The sequence below is a fragment of the Enterobacter sp. C4G1 genome, from assembly GCF_052886895.1.
The window spans coordinates 377,698-397,361 of the sequence record NZ_JBQVVV010000002.1; the positions used below are offsets into that span (position 1 = coordinate 377,698).

General features: G+C 51.3%; 19 protein-coding genes and 1 pseudogene. 12 read left to right on the forward strand and 8 right to left on the reverse strand.

Annotation, left to right across the window (positions count from 1 at the left end; all coding sequences use genetic code 11):
• Positions 1-217: 217 nt before the first annotated feature.
• Together ACT9TW_RS15690 and ACT9TW_RS15695 are read right to left on the reverse strand one after the other, a co-directional pair.
• Positions 218-535 carry a YebG family protein gene (locus ACT9TW_RS15690; protein ID WP_182060865.1) on the reverse strand — a complete coding sequence of 106 codons (318 nt, stop codon included), beginning with the start codon at positions 533-535 and terminating at the stop codon, positions 218-220.
• A gap of 77 nt (positions 536-612) precedes the next feature.
• Positions 613-1,593, reverse strand: coding sequence for a nitrilase family protein (locus tag ACT9TW_RS15695; RefSeq protein ID WP_446492953.1), 981 nt, complete (start codon positions 1,591-1,593; stop codon positions 613-615).
• A 100-nt stretch (positions 1,594-1,693) separates the two neighbouring features.
• On the opposite strand from ACT9TW_RS15695, the gene ACT9TW_RS15700 reads away from it, so the two are divergent.
• On the forward strand, positions 1,694-2,569 hold the full coding sequence (locus ACT9TW_RS15700) for a LysR family transcriptional regulator (protein ID WP_446492954.1): 876 nt from the start codon (positions 1,694-1,696) through the stop codon (positions 2,567-2,569).
• A gap of 33 nt (positions 2,570-2,602) precedes the next feature.
• On the opposite strand, the gene ACT9TW_RS15705 is transcribed toward ACT9TW_RS15700, so the two are convergent.
• A complete protein-coding gene (locus tag ACT9TW_RS15705) occupies positions 2,603-2,956 on the reverse strand; it encodes a helix-turn-helix domain-containing protein (protein WP_182060868.1) in 354 nt (117 codons plus the stop codon).
• Between the two features lie 336 nt (positions 2,957-3,292).
• Here ACT9TW_RS15705 and ACT9TW_RS15710 point away from each other — a divergent pair, with 336 nt between their 5' ends.
• Both ACT9TW_RS15710 and oqxB read left to right on the forward strand, forming a co-directional pair.
• Positions 3,293-4,468: an efflux RND transporter periplasmic adaptor subunit gene (locus ACT9TW_RS15710; protein WP_446492955.1), complete on the forward strand. Its 1,176-nt coding sequence runs from the start codon at positions 3,293-3,295 to the stop codon at positions 4,466-4,468.
• 24 nt (positions 4,469-4,492) lie between these two features.
• On the forward strand, positions 4,493-7,645 hold the full coding sequence (gene oqxB / locus ACT9TW_RS15715; protein ID WP_446492956.1) for a multidrug efflux RND transporter permease subunit OqxB: 3,153 nt from the start codon (positions 4,493-4,495) through the stop codon (positions 7,643-7,645).
• Between the two features lie 67 nt (positions 7,646-7,712).
• On the opposite strand, the gene ACT9TW_RS15720 is transcribed toward oqxB, so the two are convergent.
• Positions 7,713-8,192: an RrF2 family transcriptional regulator gene (locus ACT9TW_RS15720; RefSeq protein ID WP_436355098.1), complete on the reverse strand. Its 480-nt coding sequence runs from the start codon at positions 8,190-8,192 to the stop codon at positions 7,713-7,715.
• 361 nt (positions 8,193-8,553) lie between these two features.
• On the opposite strand from ACT9TW_RS15720, the gene ACT9TW_RS15725 reads away from it, so the two are divergent.
• The gene (locus ACT9TW_RS15725) at positions 8,554-9,078 is read left to right on the forward strand and encodes a phosphoribosyltransferase (protein WP_446492957.1); all 525 of its coding nucleotides are present in this window, start codon (positions 8,554-8,556) and stop codon (positions 9,076-9,078) included.
• A 22-nt stretch (positions 9,079-9,100) separates the two neighbouring features.
• Here the strand turns inward: ACT9TW_RS15725 and ACT9TW_RS15730 are convergent, their stop codons facing one another.
• Positions 9,101-9,637, reverse strand: a complete 537-nt coding sequence (locus tag ACT9TW_RS15730; RefSeq protein WP_446492958.1) for a dihydrofolate reductase family protein — start codon at positions 9,635-9,637, stop codon at positions 9,101-9,103.
• 121 nt (positions 9,638-9,758) lie between these two features.
• Between ACT9TW_RS15730 and ACT9TW_RS15735 the strand changes: the two genes are divergently transcribed.
• The 6 genes from ACT9TW_RS15735 to ACT9TW_RS15760 all read left to right on the forward strand — a co-directional run bounded on the left by ACT9TW_RS15735 (position 9,759) and on the right by ACT9TW_RS15760 (position 16,322).
• Positions 9,759-10,933 (forward strand): IS3 family transposase gene (locus ACT9TW_RS15735; RefSeq protein WP_446492749.1). Its coding sequence is split into 2 segments (ribosomal slippage): positions 9,759-10,017 and positions 10,017-10,933, totalling 1,176 coding nucleotides; the frame shifts between segments, so codons are not numbered across the junction.
• Between the two features lie 77 nt (positions 10,934-11,010).
• Positions 11,011-14,064, forward strand: coding sequence for a formate dehydrogenase-N subunit alpha (gene fdnG, locus ACT9TW_RS15740; RefSeq protein ID WP_446492959.1), 3,054 nt, complete (start codon positions 11,011-11,013; stop codon positions 14,062-14,064).
• Positions 14,065-14,075: 11 nt separating this feature from the next.
• Positions 14,076-14,963: a formate dehydrogenase subunit beta gene (gene fdxH / locus ACT9TW_RS15745; RefSeq protein WP_446492960.1), complete on the forward strand. Its 888-nt coding sequence runs from the start codon at positions 14,076-14,078 to the stop codon at positions 14,961-14,963.
• Complete coding sequence (gene fdnI / locus ACT9TW_RS15750; protein ID WP_446492961.1) at positions 14,956-15,603, forward strand: formate dehydrogenase-N subunit gamma; 648 nt, start codon at positions 14,956-14,958, stop codon at positions 15,601-15,603. Before fdxH ends, fdnI begins: the two co-directional genes overlap by 8 nt.
• Positions 15,604-15,708: 105 nt before the next feature.
• The gene (locus ACT9TW_RS15755) at positions 15,709-15,951 is read left to right on the forward strand and encodes a hypothetical protein (RefSeq protein WP_446492962.1); all 243 of its coding nucleotides are present in this window, start codon (positions 15,709-15,711) and stop codon (positions 15,949-15,951) included.
• Between the two features lie 152 nt (positions 15,952-16,103).
• Complete coding sequence (locus ACT9TW_RS15760; RefSeq protein WP_182060885.1) at positions 16,104-16,322, forward strand: cold shock domain-containing protein; 219 nt, start codon at positions 16,104-16,106, stop codon at positions 16,320-16,322.
• A gap of 323 nt (positions 16,323-16,645) precedes the next feature.
• On the opposite strand, the gene ACT9TW_RS15765 is transcribed toward ACT9TW_RS15760, so the two are convergent.
• Positions 16,646-16,804 carry a YnfU family zinc-binding protein gene (locus ACT9TW_RS15765; protein WP_220458419.1) on the reverse strand — a complete coding sequence of 53 codons (159 nt, stop codon included), beginning with the start codon at positions 16,802-16,804 and terminating at the stop codon, positions 16,646-16,648.
• Between the two features lie 382 nt (positions 16,805-17,186).
• Positions 17,187-17,399, reverse strand: coding sequence for a transcription antiterminator/RNA stability regulator CspE (gene cspE / locus ACT9TW_RS15770; protein ID WP_182060886.1), 213 nt, complete (start codon positions 17,397-17,399; stop codon positions 17,187-17,189).
• 374 nt (positions 17,400-17,773) lie between these two features.
• Here cspE and ACT9TW_RS15775 point away from each other — a divergent pair.
• Together ACT9TW_RS15775 and ACT9TW_RS15780 are read left to right on the forward strand one after the other, a co-directional pair.
• Positions 17,774-17,941: pseudogene (locus ACT9TW_RS15775) on the forward strand (transposase); the annotation flags it as partial.
• Positions 17,942-18,069: 128 nt separating this feature from the next.
• Entirely contained in the window at positions 18,070-18,504 is a 435-nt protein-coding gene (locus tag ACT9TW_RS15780; RefSeq protein WP_446492963.1) for a VOC family protein, read from the forward strand.
• Positions 18,505-18,719: 215 nt separating this feature from the next.
• Here ACT9TW_RS15780 and cynR read toward each other — a convergent pair whose 3' ends face one another.
• On the reverse strand, positions 18,720-19,607 hold the full coding sequence (cynR, locus tag ACT9TW_RS15785; protein ID WP_446492964.1) for a transcriptional regulator CynR: 888 nt from the start codon (positions 19,605-19,607) through the stop codon (positions 18,720-18,722).
• Between the last annotated feature and the right edge of the window lie 57 nt (positions 19,608-19,664).

The window sequence follows — 19,664 nt, forward strand, 5'->3', positions numbered from 1 at the left end:
AAGGGGTTGGTGCAACGCTATCCTTAATTGAAGGGGGACGTTGCCATGAAACGAAGAACGCGTATTAACTACACGCCGGAACAGAAAGCGATTATCTGGGACAAATATAAGCAAGACAGTTTCCTCTCACCTCGTTGCTGATCCCTTCAGACAACTGAAAAAGCCGTAAGCAGCTGCCTGCTTACGGCTGGAGGAACGGTGCTTATTTCTCTGACAATCAGGCCGCTTTCACGGCTTTGATTTTTTTCGTGTCTGCCGCATCGGATTCTGTTTTATCCGTTTCAACAGGGACATTGAGATCGGGAAGCTTGCTGGTACGCAGAATATGCTGCACGGTCTCTTTCTGCTCGGCGAGATACAGGCCAAGATTTTCAGCCTGCGTTTCATCCATCTGCATTCCGCTTTGCAACAGCCAGTCGGTGAACGCGTCTGCCATATCGAGCAGTTTGTCGTAAGCGTCAGCCTCTTTCTTACTGGCAAATGTCATTTTCTCTTCACCTTTTCTTACGACAACAAATTTTGTTTCAACAGCCATTATGCGCACCTCACACTGTAGTTATGTACAGTATATCGATTCCGGATTTAAGTTGCAGCTAAAAAGTGCTTACATTTTTAGCGGGCAGGGGGTTCATTCGAAAATCGTGCACTGATCGCATCACGTTCATAGCCCTGCGGCTGTGTCAGTATCTGGTATAAATCAGGACGGCGACCGTGGATCCAGCGGCGTCCGGTGCTCATTGCAAGCAGGCTTAAATCCAGTTCAGCGCTCACCATAGCATCTTCAGCCGCCCAGGTTTCATCAATAATCCTTCCATAAGGATCGAGGATCATTGCATTCCCTGTACGCACTTCGTCATCATCTGCACCGACACCGTTGCTGAAAAGAAGAAATAACCCGTTGTCATGAGCACGGGCAGGCAGCCAGCGCATGAGCCATTCCCGACCGCCTGGTCCTTTGAATGCAGCCGTAATTTCTTCTTTGCGCGTTTCCCGCTCCTCCCAGAGTGCCAGCGGAATACGCTTCATCCCATGAGGGCTGCGGGAATCGGTACCGCCTGTTTGGTGTGGCGCGAGAAGAATATCTGCACCCAGCAGCGCCGTTGCGCGCACATTTTCGACCAGATTATTGTCCCAGCAAATCAGGATACCGACTTTCACTCCCCAGGGGGTATCAAAAACGGTAAAACTGTCTCCGCTGCTGATGGCCGGATGTTCAAACGCATGGAGTTTGCGATGCGTATGCATTGAGCCGTCCGGCATACAGGCAACATAGGCATTATAAAGGCGGCCATCGTCGGCTCTTTCAATAAGACCGGCGCCAATCAGCATTTGATGTTTTATCGCCAGAGAGCGAATTAATGTCAGGGAAGGGCTATCAGCAATCGGCTCTGCCAGAGCAGACACCTCAGTTGCGGTGAGCTTGGGTACGTGCCAATACCCGGTGATACACATTTCAGGGAACGTGAGAATTTTCACCTGCTCAAGCGCCGCCTGTTCAATAAATTTCTCCATTATCAGCAGGTTGTATTTTTTGTTATTGGCCCGGTGCTGAAACTGTACGGTTGCCACCTTTAAAGATTGAAGTTCGTTCATGATGCGTCTCCAGTTGTCATCGAAACTGAATTACATAACGATAATCAATAACTGTATAATCAAATGATTTCTGATTTCGATAACCATCTGGAATGTAAAATTGAACATCCGTTTGCTCAAAGCCTTTATGGTACTGGCTGAAAAAGGAAATTATGCCGATGCGGCGCGGGCGTTGTTTATCTCGCAACCGGCGCTGACCAAACAGATTAATCTCCTCGAATCTCAGGTGAATATGTCTCTTTTTTCACGCGGTCGTCACGGCGCAATACTGACGGCCTCTGGCAGGCGTTTGCTTCCAGAAGCTGAAAAAGTGGTCAGGAAAACCCAGTCATTTATGCAACATGCTGAGTGGGTATCAAAAGGAATGGAGGGGCATATCGCCGTTGGGTTCGGTCTCTCAAGCTTTTATCTGGCACCGCGCTGTATCGCTGACTTTCGCCGCGATTACCCGGGCGTAGAGATGTCATTGACGGATCTTCCCTCATTCCAGCAGTACGAGCTTTTGCAAAATGATGAGCTTCAGGTCGGTTTTGTCAGGGTTCCTCCCCCCGTGGCGCTTGAATACCTGCCGTTATTTACCGATAGGCTGGTTCTGGTGGCGCCCGCAACGTCGCCGACTATGTCTGCTGCTGAGTGGCTAATAAAACGTCCCCTGTTACGCCTTTATGATGAGCGAGGACGGGGTTTAAATACGCAGATAGACCGTTATCTGCACGACAACGATCTTTTCATCTCATCAACGCAACTGACTGACGATATTCAAACTATCGTCGCGATGGTGATTGCGGGGATCGGTGTTGCCATTCTGCCCACCAGCGTTACGCATATCGCGCCGCCGGAACTGGTGATTATGCCGTTAACGGGGGCGTCGATAAGCTGGCAGGTGGGCATCGCATGGGACGCAAGCAAGGAGGATGTCATCCGTGACAATTTTATTGCCAGCATCCGAAAGGGTATTTCCGTCGATTGCGAGTGATGATTCCTGAGTTAGTGACCCGCACGACCTGGATTACTGGCGCAGCTGCTGCGCTTCCGGGCTACCTATACTGCGCCGCCATGCCCCAGGCGCCTGACCATATTGACGCTTGAAGCTGCGGTTGAAGGACTGCTGGGAGTCAAAGCCCAGCGCGATCGCCACGTTCAGAATGGGTTCATCGCTGCGGGTTAAGCGCTCAACTGATTTTTGGAGCTTTTGCGCGCGAATATACCCGGCGAGGGGATACCCCGTATGTTCTTTGAACAGGCGCTGGAGGTGCCATTTTGAGTAGCCGGATCGCCTGGCGACGGACTCAATGTCCAGACGGCTATCCAGGTTGTTGTCGATCCAGTCAAGTAAATCATGCATAAATGCGCCAGTGTTCATCTGGTTACCCCACGCAGTATATCTAAAGGTATCTTTGTTTGTTGCATTTAAAGGTGGCGTGTTTTTGTATTAATTGCAAGTTTTATTGTTGCATTTAAATCCCTGCCCGAAACGGGTCTTTTCACATCGATACAAATAGCACATAAAGTGCAACAATTATTCTTGCACTTAATTAAGCGCCTTCCTACAATCGCCGCGAATAGTGTATTCGCAACTGTTACAGTTTTGTGGCGATGAACGACACAAATGGCCTTAAGCCAGCTACCGGACAAAGGAAGTGGCGCGGCGTCTCCCGCAGCGTCTTGCCCGGCGGCTACCAATACCGGAATAAAAATAATGAGCCTGCAAAAAACCTGGGGTAACGTTTATCCGAGCGCACTGGGGGCGATGTTGCTCTCCCTGCTGCTCGTCGGATGTGATAACAGCGTCGCGCAAAACGCCGCGCCACCTGCGCCCGCCGTCAGCGCCGCTGATGTGGTCGTGAAATCCATTAGCCAGTGGGACAGTTTTAACGGCCGGATTGAAGCGGTGGAGAGCGTTCAGCTGCGCCCGCGCGTTTCCGGCTACATTGATAAAGTGAATTACACCGACGGCCAGGAAGTGAAAAAGGGCGAGGTGCTGTTCACCATTGATGACCGAACCTATCGTGCGGCGCTGGAACAGGCTCAGGCGAACCTGGCGAGAGCCAAAACGCAGGCCAGCCTGGCGCAAAGTGAGGCAAACCGCACCGATAAACTGGTCAATACCAACGTGGTTTCTCGTGAAGAGTGGGAGCAGCGTCGTTCGGCCGCTACTCAGGCGCAGGCCGATATTCGCGCCGCGCAGGCGGCGGTGGATGCCGCACAGCTCAACCTGGATTTCACCAAAGTCACCGCACCTATCGACGGCCGCGCCAGTCGTGCACTGATCACCAGCGGTAACCTGGTCACTGCGGGCGACACCGCCAGCGTGCTGACCACGTTGGTCTCGCAGAAAACGGTTTACGTTTACTTTGACGTGGATGAGTCGACCTACCTTCACTATCAAAATCTGGCCCGCAACGGGCAGGGGGCGTCCAGTAATCACATGGCGCTTCCCGTTGAGATTGGCCTGACGGGCGAAGACGGCTATCCCCATCAGGGCAAAGTAGACTTCCTTGATAATCAGCTCACGCCGAGTACCGGCACGATCCGTATGCGCGCGCTGCTGGATAACGCGCAGCGGCAGTTCACGCCGGGACTTTTCGCCCGCGTACGCCTGCCGGGCAGCGCGGAATTCAAAGCCACGCTTATCGACGACAAAGCGGTGCTGACCGATCAGGATCGCAAATACGTTTATATCGTGGATAAAGAAGGGAAAGCGCAGCGCCGCGACATTACGCCGGGGCGTCTGGCAGACGGTTTACGCATCGTGCGGCTGGGGCTGAACCCTGGCGATAAAGTCATCGTCGATGGTTTACAAAAAGTGTTTATGCCGGGGATGCCGGTTAACGCGAAAACCGTTGCCATGACCGACAGCACCGCCCTTAACTGATCCCTTGACCTGAGAATCCAACCCATGGACTTTTCCCGTTTTTTCATCGACAGGCCGATTTTTGCCGCCGTCCTGTCGATTCTGATTTTTATCACAGGATTGATCGCCATCCCGCTGTTGCCGGTAAGCGAATATCCTGACGTCGTGCCGCCAAGCGTGCAGGTACGCGCGGAGTACCCGGGTGCCAACCCGAAAGTGATTGCCGAAACCGTGGCGACGCCACTGGAAGAGGCGATCAACGGTGTTGAGAACATGATGTACATGAAATCCGTTGCGGGCTCGGACGGTGTGCTGGTGACCACCGTTACCTTCCGTCCGGGGACTGATCCGGATCAGGCGCAGGTTCAGGTGCAAAACCGGGTCGCGCAGGCTGAAGCACGTCTGCCGGAGGATGTGCGGCGTCTGGGCATTACCACCCAGAAACAGTCACCAACGCTGACGCTGGTGGTGCATCTGTTTTCACCCAACGGGAAATACGACTCTCTGTATATGCGTAACTACGCCACGCTGAAAGTGAAGGATGAACTGGCGCGTCTGCCTGGTGTCGGCCAGATCCAGATTTTCGGCTCCGGCGAATACGCGATGCGCATCTGGCTGGACCCAAACAAGGTGGCGTCACGTGGGTTGACCGCCTCGGATGTGGTCACTGCGATGCAGGAGCAGAACGTGCAGGTTTCTGCCGGGCAGCTTGGCGCCGAGCCGCTGCCGAAAGAGAGCGATTTTCTGATTTCCATTAATGCTCAGGGCCGTCTGCATACTGAAGAAGAGTTTGGCAACATTGTCCTGAAAACGGCGCAAGACGGTTCAGTCGTGCGCCTTCGCGACGTGGCGCGTATCGAAATGGGCTCCGGCAGCTATGCGCTGCGTTCCCAGCTGAACAATAAAGACGCGGTCGGGATTGGTATCTTCCAGTCACCGGGGGCAAACGCCATCGACTTGTCTAACGCGGTGCGCGCCAAAATGGACGATCTGTCTACGCGTTTCCCGGCAGATATGAAGTGGGCGGCACCTTACGATCCGACGGTGTTTGTCCGCGACTCCATCCGTGCGGTCGTACAAACGCTGCTGGAAGCGGTCGTGCTGGTGGTGCTGGTGGTTATTCTGTTCCTGCAAACCTGGCGTGCGTCGATCATTCCGCTGATCGCGGTGCCAGTATCAGTGGTGGGTACCTTCAGTATTCTCTACCTGCTGGGCTTCTCGCTAAATACCCTGAGCCTGTTCGGGCTGGTGTTGGCCATCGGTATCGTGGTGGATGACGCCATCGTGGTGGTAGAAAACGTCGAGCGAAATATTGAAGAGGGGCTTGCTCCGCTTGCGGCGGCGCATCAGGCGATGCGGGAAGTGTCCGGGCCGATTATCGCGATTGCGCTGGTGCTGTGCGCGGTGTTTGTGCCAATGGCGTTTCTGTCCGGCGTTACCGGTCAGTTCTACAAGCAGTTTGCGGTGACAATTGCGATTTCAACGGTGATCTCCGCCATTAACTCGCTGACGCTCTCTCCGGCGCTGGCGGCACTGCTGTTGAAGCCGCACGGTGCGCCGAAGGATTTTCCGACCCGACTTATCGACCGTCTGTTCGGCTGGATTTTCCGTCCGTTTAACCGCTTTTTCCACCGCAGCTCGAACGGCTATCAGGGGCTTGTGGGTAAAACGCTGGGCCGACGCGGCGCGGTGTTTGCAGTGTATCTGCTGCTGCTCTGTGCGGCGGGCGTGATGTTTAAAGCGGTACCCGGCGGGTTTATTCCGACGCAGGATAAGCTGTACCTGATTGGCGGCGTGAAAATGCCGGAAGGTTCATCACTGGCGCGCACCGATGCGGTGATCCGCAAAATGAGCGAAATTGGGATGAACACCGAAGGCGTGGACTATGCGGTCGCGTTTCCGGGGCTGAATGCGTTGCAGTTCACCAACACGCCGAATACCGGAACAGTCTTCTTTGGCCTGAAACCGTTTGATCAGCGTAAACATACTGCGGCGGAAATTAACGCTGAGATCAACGCCAAGATTGCGCAAATTCAGGAGGGCTTTGGCTTCTCCATCCTGCCGCCGCCGATTTTAGGGCTGGGTCAGGGGTCGGGTTATTCCCTGTACATTCAGGATCGCGCGGGTCTGGGCTATGGCGCGCTGCAAAACGCGGTGAATACCATGTCCGGTGCGATTATACAGACGCCGGGGATGCATTTCCCGATCTCAACCTATCAGGCTAACGTTCCGCAACTGGACGTACAGGTCGACCGTGATAAGGCGAAAGCGCAGGGCGTGTCGCTGACCGATCTCTTCGGTACGCTGCAAACCTATCTGGGCTCGTCATACGTGAATGACTTCAACCAGTTCGGGCGTACCTGGCGCGTGATGGCGCAGGCAGACGGGCCGTTCCGCGACAGCGTGGAAGATATTGCGAATTTACGCACCCGTAATAACCAGGGCGAAATGGTGCCTATTGGCAGTATGGTGAAAATCACAACCACATACGGCCCGGATCCGGTGATCCGCTACAATGGCTACCCGGCGGCAGATCTGATTGGTGATGCCGACCCGCGCGTGCTCTCGTCCTCGCAGGCGATGACGCAGCTGGATGCGATGTCTAAACAAATCCTGCCGAACGGGATGAATATTGAATGGACGGACCTGAGCTTCCAGCAGGCCACGCAGGGTAATACGGCGCTGATTGTCTTCCCGGTCGCGGTGCTGCTGGCGTTCCTGGTGCTGGCCGCGCTGTACGAGAGCTGGACGCTGCCGCTTGCGGTTATCCTTATCGCTCCGATGACCATGTTGTCGGCGCTGTTTGGCGTCTGGCTGACCGGTGGCGATAACAACGTATTCGTGCAGGTGGGGCTGGTGGTACTGATGGGGCTGGCGTGTAAAAACGCGATCCTTATCGTGGAGTTTGCCCGCGAGCTGGAAATTCAGGGCAAAGGCATTATGGAAGCCGCGCTGGAGGCCTGCCGCCTGCGTTTACGCCCGATTGTGATGACCTCAATCGCCTTTATTGCCGGGACCATTCCACTGATCCTCGGCCACGGCGCGGGGGCCGAAGTGCGCGGCGTTACCGGGATCACCGTATTCTCCGGGATGCTGGGCGTGACGCTGTTTGGTCTGTTCCTGACGCCGGTGTTCTACGTGACGCTGCGTAAATTCGTGACGCGCGGCAAAGTGGAAAGAGAAGTTCTGCCTGCGTAGGAACGTTGCAGATAATAAAAAACCGCCTTCATTGTGAAGGCGGTTTTTTTTCGCAACAAGGAAAGCGTTAAGAGGTTTTTTGATACTGGGCAATAAGCTCGGGGAGCTGATCACATCCGCTGCTATCGGCGTTTTTCACCGTTTCCAGGGCGCTTGCCACGGTATGTTGGGCTAATACCGCTAACGACGCCTGCTCAGCTTCTTCAGAAATCGATTTAAAGTACCAGCAGGCGTTAGCGCTGACCACGCAGCGGGGCGGTACATCAGGGCGCGACGCCCACAGCTTTTTATCTTCGATAACGGAGAGGTAGATGTCGCGCAGGGTGATCTCTTCCGGTGGGCGACCAAGGTGAATTGAGCCGTTACGGCCAAGCGTTGAGACGATAATACCGTCACGCGTGAGCGGAACCATCAATTTGCGGATGAAGCTCGGGTTTGCTTCCAGGCCGTAGGCCAGAATTGCACTCGTCGAACGTTCACCCAATTGCTCCGCCATCGCTACGCTGAGAACCATCTGCAAAGCTGTCGGGAAGCGGTAATCTAACATTTTTCTGTCCTGGGTTGCGGTGAATCTTGTTCTTTTTGGCACCGCAGAGGTGAATAAGCAATAAACAACAATATAACAAATACGGTAATTATTTTGAAGCAATCTGCGGCATTCGTGATCGAACATCATATTCTTTTCACGCGAACGCGCGATGCGGGAAGCCCAACGCCACCATGAGCCATCGTCATCAGAGCCTGATGCTATATGATAGCTTGATTATGCTCTATTGTGATGTTTTTTGATTTGTTTTATGCTCTTTCGTGATGCTTTGTGAGAGGGTCGACAAGGTCCGGCCGTATTTTTCATCAGTGGGTTGCCGGTCAGGGTGTTAAGACATATTCAATAAAGGAACGTAGCTAAAATGAAACATACACATGCTGGAAAGATCATTCTCGACGAATCCACAATCGCTGAAGGTGTCAGTCGTGTTGCCGACAGGCTTAATTCTGACTTCAGCGATGCTGTGATTATTACCGTCATACCGGGCGGTATATTTTTCACTGCTGACTTAACCAGAAAACTGAAATTTGATATTGAGATGGATTATATTTCCTGCCCGCACACGCCTGGTGAACGTAATAATTCATCAGAGATTGTTTTCCATAATAACATCGGCATCGAAGGACGAAATGTGATTGTTATCGATGACGCGATCGAGTCCGGGGGGACAATGAAACGGCTTGTGGAGCATCTTAACGAAAAATATAACCCACAGTCAGTCTCGGTTGCTGTCCTTTTCGTTAAGCCCGGACGCGTATCCATTCCTGCACACTGTTATTACGCTTATGAAATGGAGAATGATGAGCTGCTCATAGGGTACGGGATGCCCTGGCAGAACAAGTTCCGCAATCTGCCCTGTGTGGCTCAACTGAACAAAGACCACTGAGTCGGCTTCGGGTTAATTCAACTTATGACGTCAGCCGATAGTGCGACTGCACCAGACCCGAAGGGAAGCTGCGGCTGGATAATAGCGTCAAATCGATATCATGGGGCAGTACTCCGAACAGAGGTTTTCCCGAACCAAGCAGGACAGGAACGATAGTGATAACGATATCGGCAACCAGACCTTCGCGCAGGAACGACTGTATTAACTGCCCACCATCGATATAGACCCGATGCACGTTCTTCTCCTTCAGTTCAGCAAGAACCTCCCTTGGCGTGCGGCATGAAAACTGCACTTTACCCTTCAGCGCCTCGGGCACGGGGGTATCGGTTAGCTGCCGGGAAAGCACCAGTACGGGTCGATCATAAGGCCATCCGTCAAAAGTCAGCACCTTCTCATAGCTGCCTCGCCCCATAATGATCCAATCTTTGTCCGCGATGAATGCGGCATAGCCATGATCTTCTGTCGGGTCATCGCGCTTCAATAGCCAGTCGATATCGCCATCCTGTCGAGCGATATAACCATCAAGACTGACCGCGATGAAAACATGTGTGGTGACCATAAAGTGCTCCATATTCAGGTTGCATATATCTCGTTGAGTTTAGCAACTGTAGTGGCACACTAAATTTGGCCACCTGAATAGAGGTGATATCATCGCCTCATAGTCAAAAACAGGTGACATTATGACCGGACGTAACAGACGCAATTTTAGCCCCGAGTTTCGCCTTGAAGCTGCCCAGCTTGTACTCGATCAGCATTACACCGTTGCCGCCGCTGCCACGGCAATGAATGTCGGCAAATCCACGATGGATAAGTGGGTCCGCCAGTTGAAAGAAGAACGATCGGGAAAATCACCCATAGCTTCACCCATGACACCTGAGCAGATTGAAATACGCGAGCTAAAGAAAAGACTTCAACGCGTTGAAATGGAAAGAGATATATTAAAAAAGGCTACCGCGCTCTTGATGTCAGGCTCCCTGAACAGTTCTCATTAGTTGAGAAGCTCAGGGCGCGGTTTCCCGTTGCCGTCGTGTGCAACGTGTTTGGGGTTCACCGCAGCAGCTATAAATACTGGCGGCAGCCAAAGAAGCCTGATGCCACACGCGTGGTATTACTCAGTCTTGTCCGTGAAAGCTATCGCGAAAGTAATGGTTCCGCAGGTGCTCGTAATATTGCCGCGATGGTCACGAACAAAGGTGTAAAACTTAGCCGCTGGCGGGCAACAAAACTGATGAAAGAGCTTCGTCTCATCAGCTGTCAGCAGCCAGGTCATCGATATAAAAAGGTGTCTAAAGAACACGTTGAGATCCCTAATTATCTGGAACGCCAGTTTGCTGTAACAGAGCCTAATCAGGTCTGGTGTGGTGATGTGACTTATATCTGGACGGGTAAACGCTGGGCTTATTTGGCCGTAGTGCTTGATCTGTTTTCACGTAAACCGGTTGGCTGGGCGATGTCATTTTTCCCGGACTCAGCACTGACAGCGAAAGCGCTGTCCATGGCCTGGGAAGCGCGAGGAAAGCCAGCTAATTTGCTGTATCACTCGGATCAAGGTAGCCACTATACCAGCAGGAATTTCAGGCAGTTACTGTGGAGATATCAGATAAAGCAAAGCCTGAGTCGCCGGGGAAATTGCTGGGATAACAGTCCGATGGAACGTTTTTTTAGAAGTCTGAAAACAGAATGGGTGCCGGATAATGGATACGCTAATGTTAGCGAAGCCAGCGCAGCGATAACGAACTACATCACGGGATATTACAGCCAGCTCAGACCCCATCAATATAATGGTGGCTTGACGCCGAATGAATCAGAACGATTGTTCTGGAAAAACTCCAAAGCCGTGGCCAGTTTTTGTTGACCACTACAGGTTTATTGTCGTGCATATGACGATAATACCCGTTCCTTTTCAAGTCTTAAGTTTAAGCTGGAGGTTACATGGAGCTTAATCGGAGGCAATTCTTCCGAATCTGCGCGGGTGGTATGGCAGGAACAACTGTTGCCTCTCTCGGATTTCTATCCTCATTTTCCGTTCACGCGGAAACTCGTCAATACAAACTCTTAAAAGCCAAAGAGACGCGTAACAACTGCACATATTGCTCTGTCGGGTGCGGAATGCTCCTGTACAGCCTTGGCGATAACGCAAAAAACGTCAGCGAAAGTATTTATCACGTAGAGGGTGATGCGGACCATCCGGTCAGCCGCGGTTCACTGTGTCCGAAAGGCGCGGGCGTGGTGGATTTCATCAACAGTGAAAGCCGTCTGCATTACCCGGAATATCGCGCCCCGGGCAGCGACAAGTGGCAGCGTATTAGCTGGGAAGAGGCATTTACGCGCATTGCACGCCTGATGAAAGATGACCGCGACGCCAACTTTGCGGTGAAAAACCAGCAAGGTATCACGGTTAACCGCTGGGCGACGACCAGCATGTTGTGCTCTTCTGCCGCCAGTAACGAAACCGGGATCATCGACAATAAATTTTCCCGTGGCCTGGGAATGGTTGCCGTAGAAAACCAGGCGCGGCTGTGCCATGGGCCGACAGTATCCGCACTGGCGCCGAGCTTTGGGCGTGGTGCGATGACCAACAACTGGATTGATATCCGCAATGCCGACGTCATTCTGATTATGGGCGGCAACGCTGCAGAAGCGCACCCGGTCGGTTTTAAATGGGTTATCGAAGCGAAGAAAAATCGAGGCGCGAAGCTGGTGGTGGTTGATCCACGCTTCAATCGCTCTGCTGCCGTTGCCGATCAGTATGCGCCGATTCGCCCCGGTAGCGATGTCGCGTTCCTTTCTGGCGTGGTCAACTATCTGTTAGCGAATGACAAAATTCAGCATCAGTACGTGCGTGATTTCACCAATGCCAGTCTGATTGTTCGTGAAGATTACCGTTTCGATGACGGCTTGTTCAGTGGCTACGATGACGCTACGCGCCAGTACGATCGCAGCAGTTGGGCCTATGAGCTGGGCGACGACGGCCAGGTCAAACGTGATGAAACGCTGAGCCACCCGCGTTGTGTCTTTAATCTGCTGAAAACGCACGTCAGCCGCTATACGCCGGAAATGGTCGAAAACGTCTGCGGCACGCCACGCAGAGAATTCCTGCGCGTCGCACAGACGCTGGCGGAAACCGCCGCCACCAATAAAACGGCATCGATTCTCTACGCGCTGGGCTGGACGCACCACACCAACGGTGCGCAGATCATCCGCACCGCCGCGATTATTCAGCTTCTGCTGGGCAATATCGGCATGATGGGCGGTGGGATTAACGCCCTTCGTGGTCACTCAAACGTTCAGGGCTACACCGACCTCGGTTTGCTCGATGGCTCACTGCCGGGTTATCTGCCACTGCCGAGTGAAAAACAGACCACGCTGCAAATGCTGCTTGAACAGGCGACACCGAAAACAACGATACCTGGTCAGGTGAATTTTTGGCAGAACACGCCTGCGTTTATGGTTAGCCTGCTTAAAGGTTTTTATGGCGATGCCGCCACGGAAGAAAACCAGTGGGGCTTCGATTATCTGCCGAAGTGGGACAAAAAGTACGACGTTCTCAGCCAGGTCGACATGATGGTCGATGGTCAGTTCAACGGCCTGCTGGTGCAGGGTTTTAACGCGCTGGCTTCATTCCCGAATAAAAACAAAGCCGTTGAAGCGTTCTCGAAGCTGAAGTTTATGGTGGTGATGGATCCGCTGGCGACTGAAACTGCCAGTTTCTGGCAAAACCATGAAGAAATGAACGATGTAGACAGCAGCAAAATCCAGACCGAAGTGTTCCGCCTGCCGACCTCCTGCTTTGCTGAAGAAAATGGTTCAGTAGCCAACTCTTCCCGCTGGTTGCAGTGGCACTATTCCGCAGCTACACCGCCGGGGGAAGCGCTGCACGACAGCAAAATTCTTGCTCAGTTGTTCCTGCGTCTGCGTGAACTCTACCGCCAGGAGGGGGGCGTTGCGCCTGAGCCGCTGATGGCTATTGACTGGAACTACGCTGACCCACTCGACCCTCAGCCGGAAGAGCTGGCGGGCGAGGGCAACGGTCGTGCCTTGAAAGATGTTCATGATAAAGACGGTACATTGCTGGCGAAAGCGGGGCAGCAACTTAGCTCGTTTGCACATCTGCGCGCTGACGGTTCAACCAGCAGCATGTGCTGGATTTATGCCGGTAGCTGGACCGAGCAGGGCAATCAGATGGCGAATCGCGATAACGCGGATCCATCTGGTCTCGGTGCGGTAAACAACTGGTCGTGGGCGTGGCCACTCAACCGCCGCATTCTCTATAACCGCGCATCAGCGGATGCGCAGGGGAAACCGTGGGATGCAACACGTCCGTTGATGCAGTGGAACGGTAAAAAATGGCAGGGCTTCGATGTGCCGGACTTCCCGCCGACCTCTGCGCCAGAAGACAAAGTAGGGCCATTTATTATGCTGCCGGATGGTCTGGGCCATCTGTTTGCCCTCAACAAACTGGCGGACGGCCCGTTCCCGGAACATTACGAACCGATGGAAAGCCCGATTGGCACTAATCCATTGCACCCGAATGTGATCCACAGCCCGGTGGTGCGCCTTTATGAAAGCGATAAAGCGATGCTCGGTGAGGCGCGAGACTTCCCGTATGTCGGCACGACTTACTCGATTACCGAACTCTTCCGCCACTGGACCAAGCATGCACGACTCAACGCCATCGCTCAGCCGCAGCAGTTTGTTGAAATTGGCGAGCAACTGGCGCAGGAAAAAGGCATCAACGCGGGTGACTGGGTGAAAGTCTCCTCCCGACGTGGCTTTATCAAAGCTAAAGCAGTGGTGACCGCGCGTCTGCAAACCCTGAACGTCGCCGGGAAAGCCGTGCCGACCATCGGTATTCCATGCCACTGGGGTTTTGAAGGTGCTACCCGAAAAGGGTTCCTGGCCAATACATTGACGCCGTCCGTGGGTGACGCCAACTCAAACACGCCAGAGTTTAAGGCGTTTTTAGTCAACATTGAGAAGGCGTAAGGAGGCGAATTATGTCAATGGAATCACAGGATATTATCAAGCGTTCCGCCACCAACGATCTGACCCCGCCGCCGCAGGCGCGTAACTACAAGCAGGAGGTGGCGAAACTTATCGACGTCTCGACCTGCATCGGTTGTAAAGGGTGTCAGGTGGCCTGCGCCGAATGGAATGACATTCGCGATAGTGTGGGTGAATGTGTCGGTGTCTACGACAACCCGACCGATCTCAGCGCCAAGTCCTGGACGGTGATGCGCTTTAGCGAAACCTCCAGCAACGGCAAGCTGGAGTGGCTCATCCGCAAAGATGGCTGCATGCACTGCGCCGATCCTGGCTGTCTGAAAGCTTGCCCGTCCGCCGGAGCGATTATTCAGTACGCCAATGGGATTGTCGATTTCCAGTCTGAGCACTGCATTGGCTGCGGCTACTGTATTGCCGGGTGCCCTTTCAATATTCCACGCCTGAACCCGGACGATAACCGTGTCTACAAATGCACGCTGTGCGTTGATCGTATCAGCGTCGGCCAGGAACCAGCCTGTGTGAAAACCTGCCCGACCGGAGCAATTCACTTTGGTACCAAGGCGGAGATGCTGGAAGTTGCCAAAACGCGCGTAATGGAGCTAAAAAGGCGAGGTTACCGTAATGCCGGGCTCTATAACCCTGAGGGCGTGGGTGGAACGCATGTGATGTACGTACTGCATCATGCCGACAGACCGGCGCTTTACCACAATCTGCCGAACGACCCTAAAATCGATCTGCCAGTTAACCTGTGGAAAGGGATCCTCAAGCCGCTGTCTGCTGCCGGGTTTATTGCCACCTTTGCCGGGCTGATTTACCACTATGTGGGAATAGGGCCAAACAAGGAGATCGATGACGAGGAAGAGGAGAATGATCATGAGTAAAAGTAAGATGATTCTGCGCACGAAATTTATCGATCGCGCCTGTCACTGGACGGTAGTGATTTTCTTCTTCCTGGTGTCATTATCAGGCATTGCGCTTTTCTTCCCGACATTACAGTGGCTGACGGAAACCTTTGGTACACCGCAGATGGGGCGCATTCTGCACCCTTTCTTTGGTGTGGTGATTTTTTTCGTGCTGATGTTTATGTTTGCCCGCTTTGTGCATCACAATATTCCCGATAAACAGGACCTTCCGTGGATTAAAGGTATTGTGGAGGTTCTGAAGGGCAACGAGCATAAGGTGGCGGATGTCGGAAAATATAACGCCGGACAGAAGATGATGTTCTGGACCATTATGAGCATGATATTTGTCCTGCTGGTGACCGGTTTTATTATCTGGCGTCTGTACTTTGCTCATTATTTTCCGATAAAACTCATCCGCTGGTGTCTATTGACTCATGCGACGGTGGCGATTGTGTTGATCCACGCCATCCTCATCCACATATATATGGCATTCTGGGTGAAAGGGTCAATTAAAGGAATGATTGAAGGTAAGGTGAGTCGCCGTTGGGCGAAGAAACATCACCCGCGCTGGTATCGTGAAGTGGAAGCCAAAGAAGTAACCCGAGACAACCAGATATAAGTACTGTTACGTATATACTCAAAGCTTATTTTTGAAGTAGAAAAACGCCTGGTGGAATGTTATCAGGCGTTTCTATTTCATTGTTGGTTTATTTGTGGTGATCAGATGTCTGAAACGCTGGATCACGAGCTACGTGAGAGCGGCGTTCGCGTCACGCTGGTTGAGCCTTCTTTTACAAGAACAAAACTTGATGTGAACTCCACTCAAACGGCAGAAAAGATAGCATTTTATGAAGACGCGAGAGGTCAGACCCTGGGAGCCATACTGAAAAAAGTCGGTACAGCGCCCTGGACCTGGAGAGTCGGACGTGAAAGAATATTTTGCTTATTATCAGAGTCCGTGCCTTAATGAAATGATTTGTTTGAAGTACACGCAAACGTAAACATTTTTCCGGACAGTACTCATTCCCAGGTGCTATCACTGATACCCCCTCCTTTTGAGTCCGTAAGTTTAATATTATACGTTTATAACCACTCTTATCATGTGTTATTGGAGTCAGTATGCCCTCAAGATTTATTGGCCTGGTAAAATGGTTTAAGGAAGACAAAGGTTTTGGTTTCATCTCTCCTCTTGATGGAAGCAAAGATATCTCTGTTCATGTTTCGGAGCTTCAGGGTGATAATTTTAACACTCTGTTTGAAGGGCAGAAGGTTGAGTACACCGTTTATAACGGTAACAAAGGGCCCGCAGCGTCTAAAGTAATTCTTTGTGATAAATAAATATGTGTGGTTCGGTGATATAAGTCAGTTATTAGGCCTGAACAAAAAGAACCGCAAGCTGAACGAGAGACCAATAATTTAAAATCAGAACAGTAATTTATACCGATTTACAGGTGTGCTGTTCTGTATAATCGAGTGCAGGTCTCCCGCATGAACGGCCTGAAAGCAGACGTTAACGGGCTGTATTAACAATAAAGTGTGTTAATGAACAGACGACCTGCAACAGCATCATTGCACTGATTTTATGGCTTTTTATTAAATATTGATAACGGTGGGGCTCTTGATTTTTTTAACTTTAATTGTCAACAAGAACGCTCCGGCAATCATTTTGAAGACTTGAACAAAGTGCTACAAAATGGGCAGACAAGCTGAGAACCTTTTTGAACGCGGCTAAAACTATGTTCTGAATCTTTTGAACAGTTTGGGCACTGACATTTGACCAGGTAATTACGACGATTTTGCATTTTTTTACGTTCTGACATCTGAATCTCCTACGATAAGGGACGACAACGATACACGTTAAATATGATAATTACTTGTGTTTTTTTTAGATAACTTTATAAATGTTAAAAACAGCAGAAAAACAAGGTTTTTGACAAAAAAGATACAGAAACAGCAGATAAACTACCAGATGAATGTTTTTTGATATGGACATCCTTCCTGCATAAGAAAGATGTTTAGCTTCTGGGTTAAAAATTTCGGTGAGTTTATTCTGGTTGACAGTAAGAGACGATATCAGAATTCATATTAGAAGTGGTTAATAAAAAACCCGCACAGAGCGGGTTCTTTTACTATCAGTAATACTTAACTGCTCAGACTATTGTCTTCATCGCTATCGCAAGTATTACTTATAATTAGCGCGGATTACAGCGGTGAGACATTACCAGCTGCGGGACCTTTAGCGCCATTTTCAATGGTGAAGGAGACTTTCTGGCCTTCATCAAGTGTTTTAAAATTGTCGCTTTGGATAGCAGAGAAGTGTACGAATACATCTTTGCTGCCGTCGTCAGGGGTGATAAAGCCAAAACCTTTATCTGAATTGAACCATTTTACTAAACCAGTCATTTTATTAGACATTGATAATTCCTTAATTTATGAGCCACTTAAAAGCGGCGAAGATGGCCTGTATTTAGAGAGTTACTTATTTGGCACTTAGGAGGAGGCTCATGAAGAAGGGATATCTATGGATAGCTCTTGAACAGAGGACTGCTTTACTAAAACTGCTTTCATAAGGTCTGTTTTCCAAACCGATGTCGCTATTAAGACATAGAAAAAATAATTCTGCAATGTATATGTTATTTATTTTAACCATTTAAACACCCGGATGGCTGAACGGATGATAAATTACTGAACATGGCAAGAATAGATACGATTTACACAGAACCGGGGGGGATCACACTATGACGGATCACCTCCGTTGAGATTTACTCGATACGGGGGCAGGGCGCTGGTTTACTGTAGTGACGGACATTCAGATTTATTTCTGTGATCCTCAGTCTCTCTGGCAACGTGGTTCAAATGAGAATACGAACAGGCTGCTCAGACAATATTTTCCAAAAGGTACTGACTTATCGGTTCACAGTCAGCAAAGACTTAACCGTGTTGCATCCCTCGGTTGAACTCACAGCGAGGAGAAGACGTTATTGTTGCCGCTTATAAGGCACTAAGATGCCAAAATTGGGCGTGGTGATTCAGTGAGTGGTAGGATAAATTCAGTGTTCAATTTCAGACAATTAAGGAAGCTGGTATGTCGCAGAATTTACCGGGAGTTGACGTCTTGTTTGTCGCTGGGTTTGGGCCCATCTCGCAGAATGCTGAAGACAGCTTCGAGTTTTATGTACAGGTACTCGGTCTGCCACTTAAGCCAATGGAGGGTAACTGCGATTACCTGTTATCGGAAAACATGCTGAATAGCGTCAAGCATTTTGCCGTCTGGCCGTTATCACAGGCCGCAAATTCATGTTTTGGCACTGGGGAGTGGCCAACCGAACACCCAATACCGCAGGGATGGATTGAATATGAAGTTCAGGATCTCGATTCTGCTACCCGTATTTTGAGTGAGAAGGGTTATCGCCTGTTGGTGGCTAACCGCACAGAACCCTGGGGGCAAACCGTTACTCGTCTGCTTAGTCCTGAAGGGTTGCTCACAGGGCTTACGATAACCCCCTGGCTTCGCGGGTAAACAATGTCCGCTCCTGGCGCAGGACTGCTGTTGCAGCCCTCACAAGCTTCTCAATCCATCCATGAAAATTATCAAAACTTTTTCAATCGCCGCCGTAACCACTCTTTTACTGAAGTCAGCCTCAATATTTGCGCAGAGCATTACTGCGACTGCGCTGACCTGGCTGCGGGTCTTAAGAGATTAGCAGTGCCTGTCTGTAACTGTTATTAGGGCGGTTACCCGTTCAGTTGAGCGGATACTTCTACTGCCAGTTCAGTAAATGCGCGTGCAGCAAAACTCTGATAAGCATCCCTTCGCCGCATGAGAACCGCGGTTCGCGTCAGGCGCTCGGGTTCGAGCGCGATCGCCACCAGATTATCCTGGGCAAGGGCGGTTCTGGCGGGAAGGAGCGTGGATAAAAATGTCCTGCTGACAATTTCTATTACCGCTCCGAGAGCGTTAGCTTCCATCAGCACCTTTGGATGAATGTTGTGTTTACGGCAGTAGCTGTCAATCTGTTCGCGGGTCGCGAATTCCTTGCTGAGTAATACGAGGGACTCGGTGTTCAGAGCCTGTAACCCGGCGGATTTTTCCTTCGCAAGCCTGTGCCCGGTGTTGACCACCAGGGCAAGCGTTTCGTCCAGCAACGGTATCGCGTCGATGTCCGGACAGTGAACATCACCAAATGCTATCCCCAGGTCCAGCTCTCCTTCCTGGAGAAGCTCTTCCATGCTTTCCTGCGAAATCTCCCGCACGTTGAGGGTAATTTCTGGGTAGCGAAGGTGGAATGCCTCGACCAGCGGCCCGACAAGATACGTTGTGAAGGTTGGCGTCACGGCTAAGCGAAGCGATCCACGGCTGAGATCGTTTACGTCGTGGATCGCGCGCGTAGCCTCCCGCAGCTCATGAGACGCACGGCGAACATACTGAAGATAAGCATGCCCGGTATCTGTCAGACGTGTTGTACGACCAGACCGATCGAATAACTGGGTGCCAAGTTCTTCCTCCAGTTGTTTTACGAGCTGTGAGAGAGCTGGCTGAGAAACGTGCAGCGATGCTGCAGCTTTGGTGAAGCTGAGATGTTCAGCAACCGCCTGGAAATACCGTATACGCCGGGCGAGCATAATTTACCTCATAAGATTATCTGAATTACTCCATAATATTTTAGACTTTTATCTTAT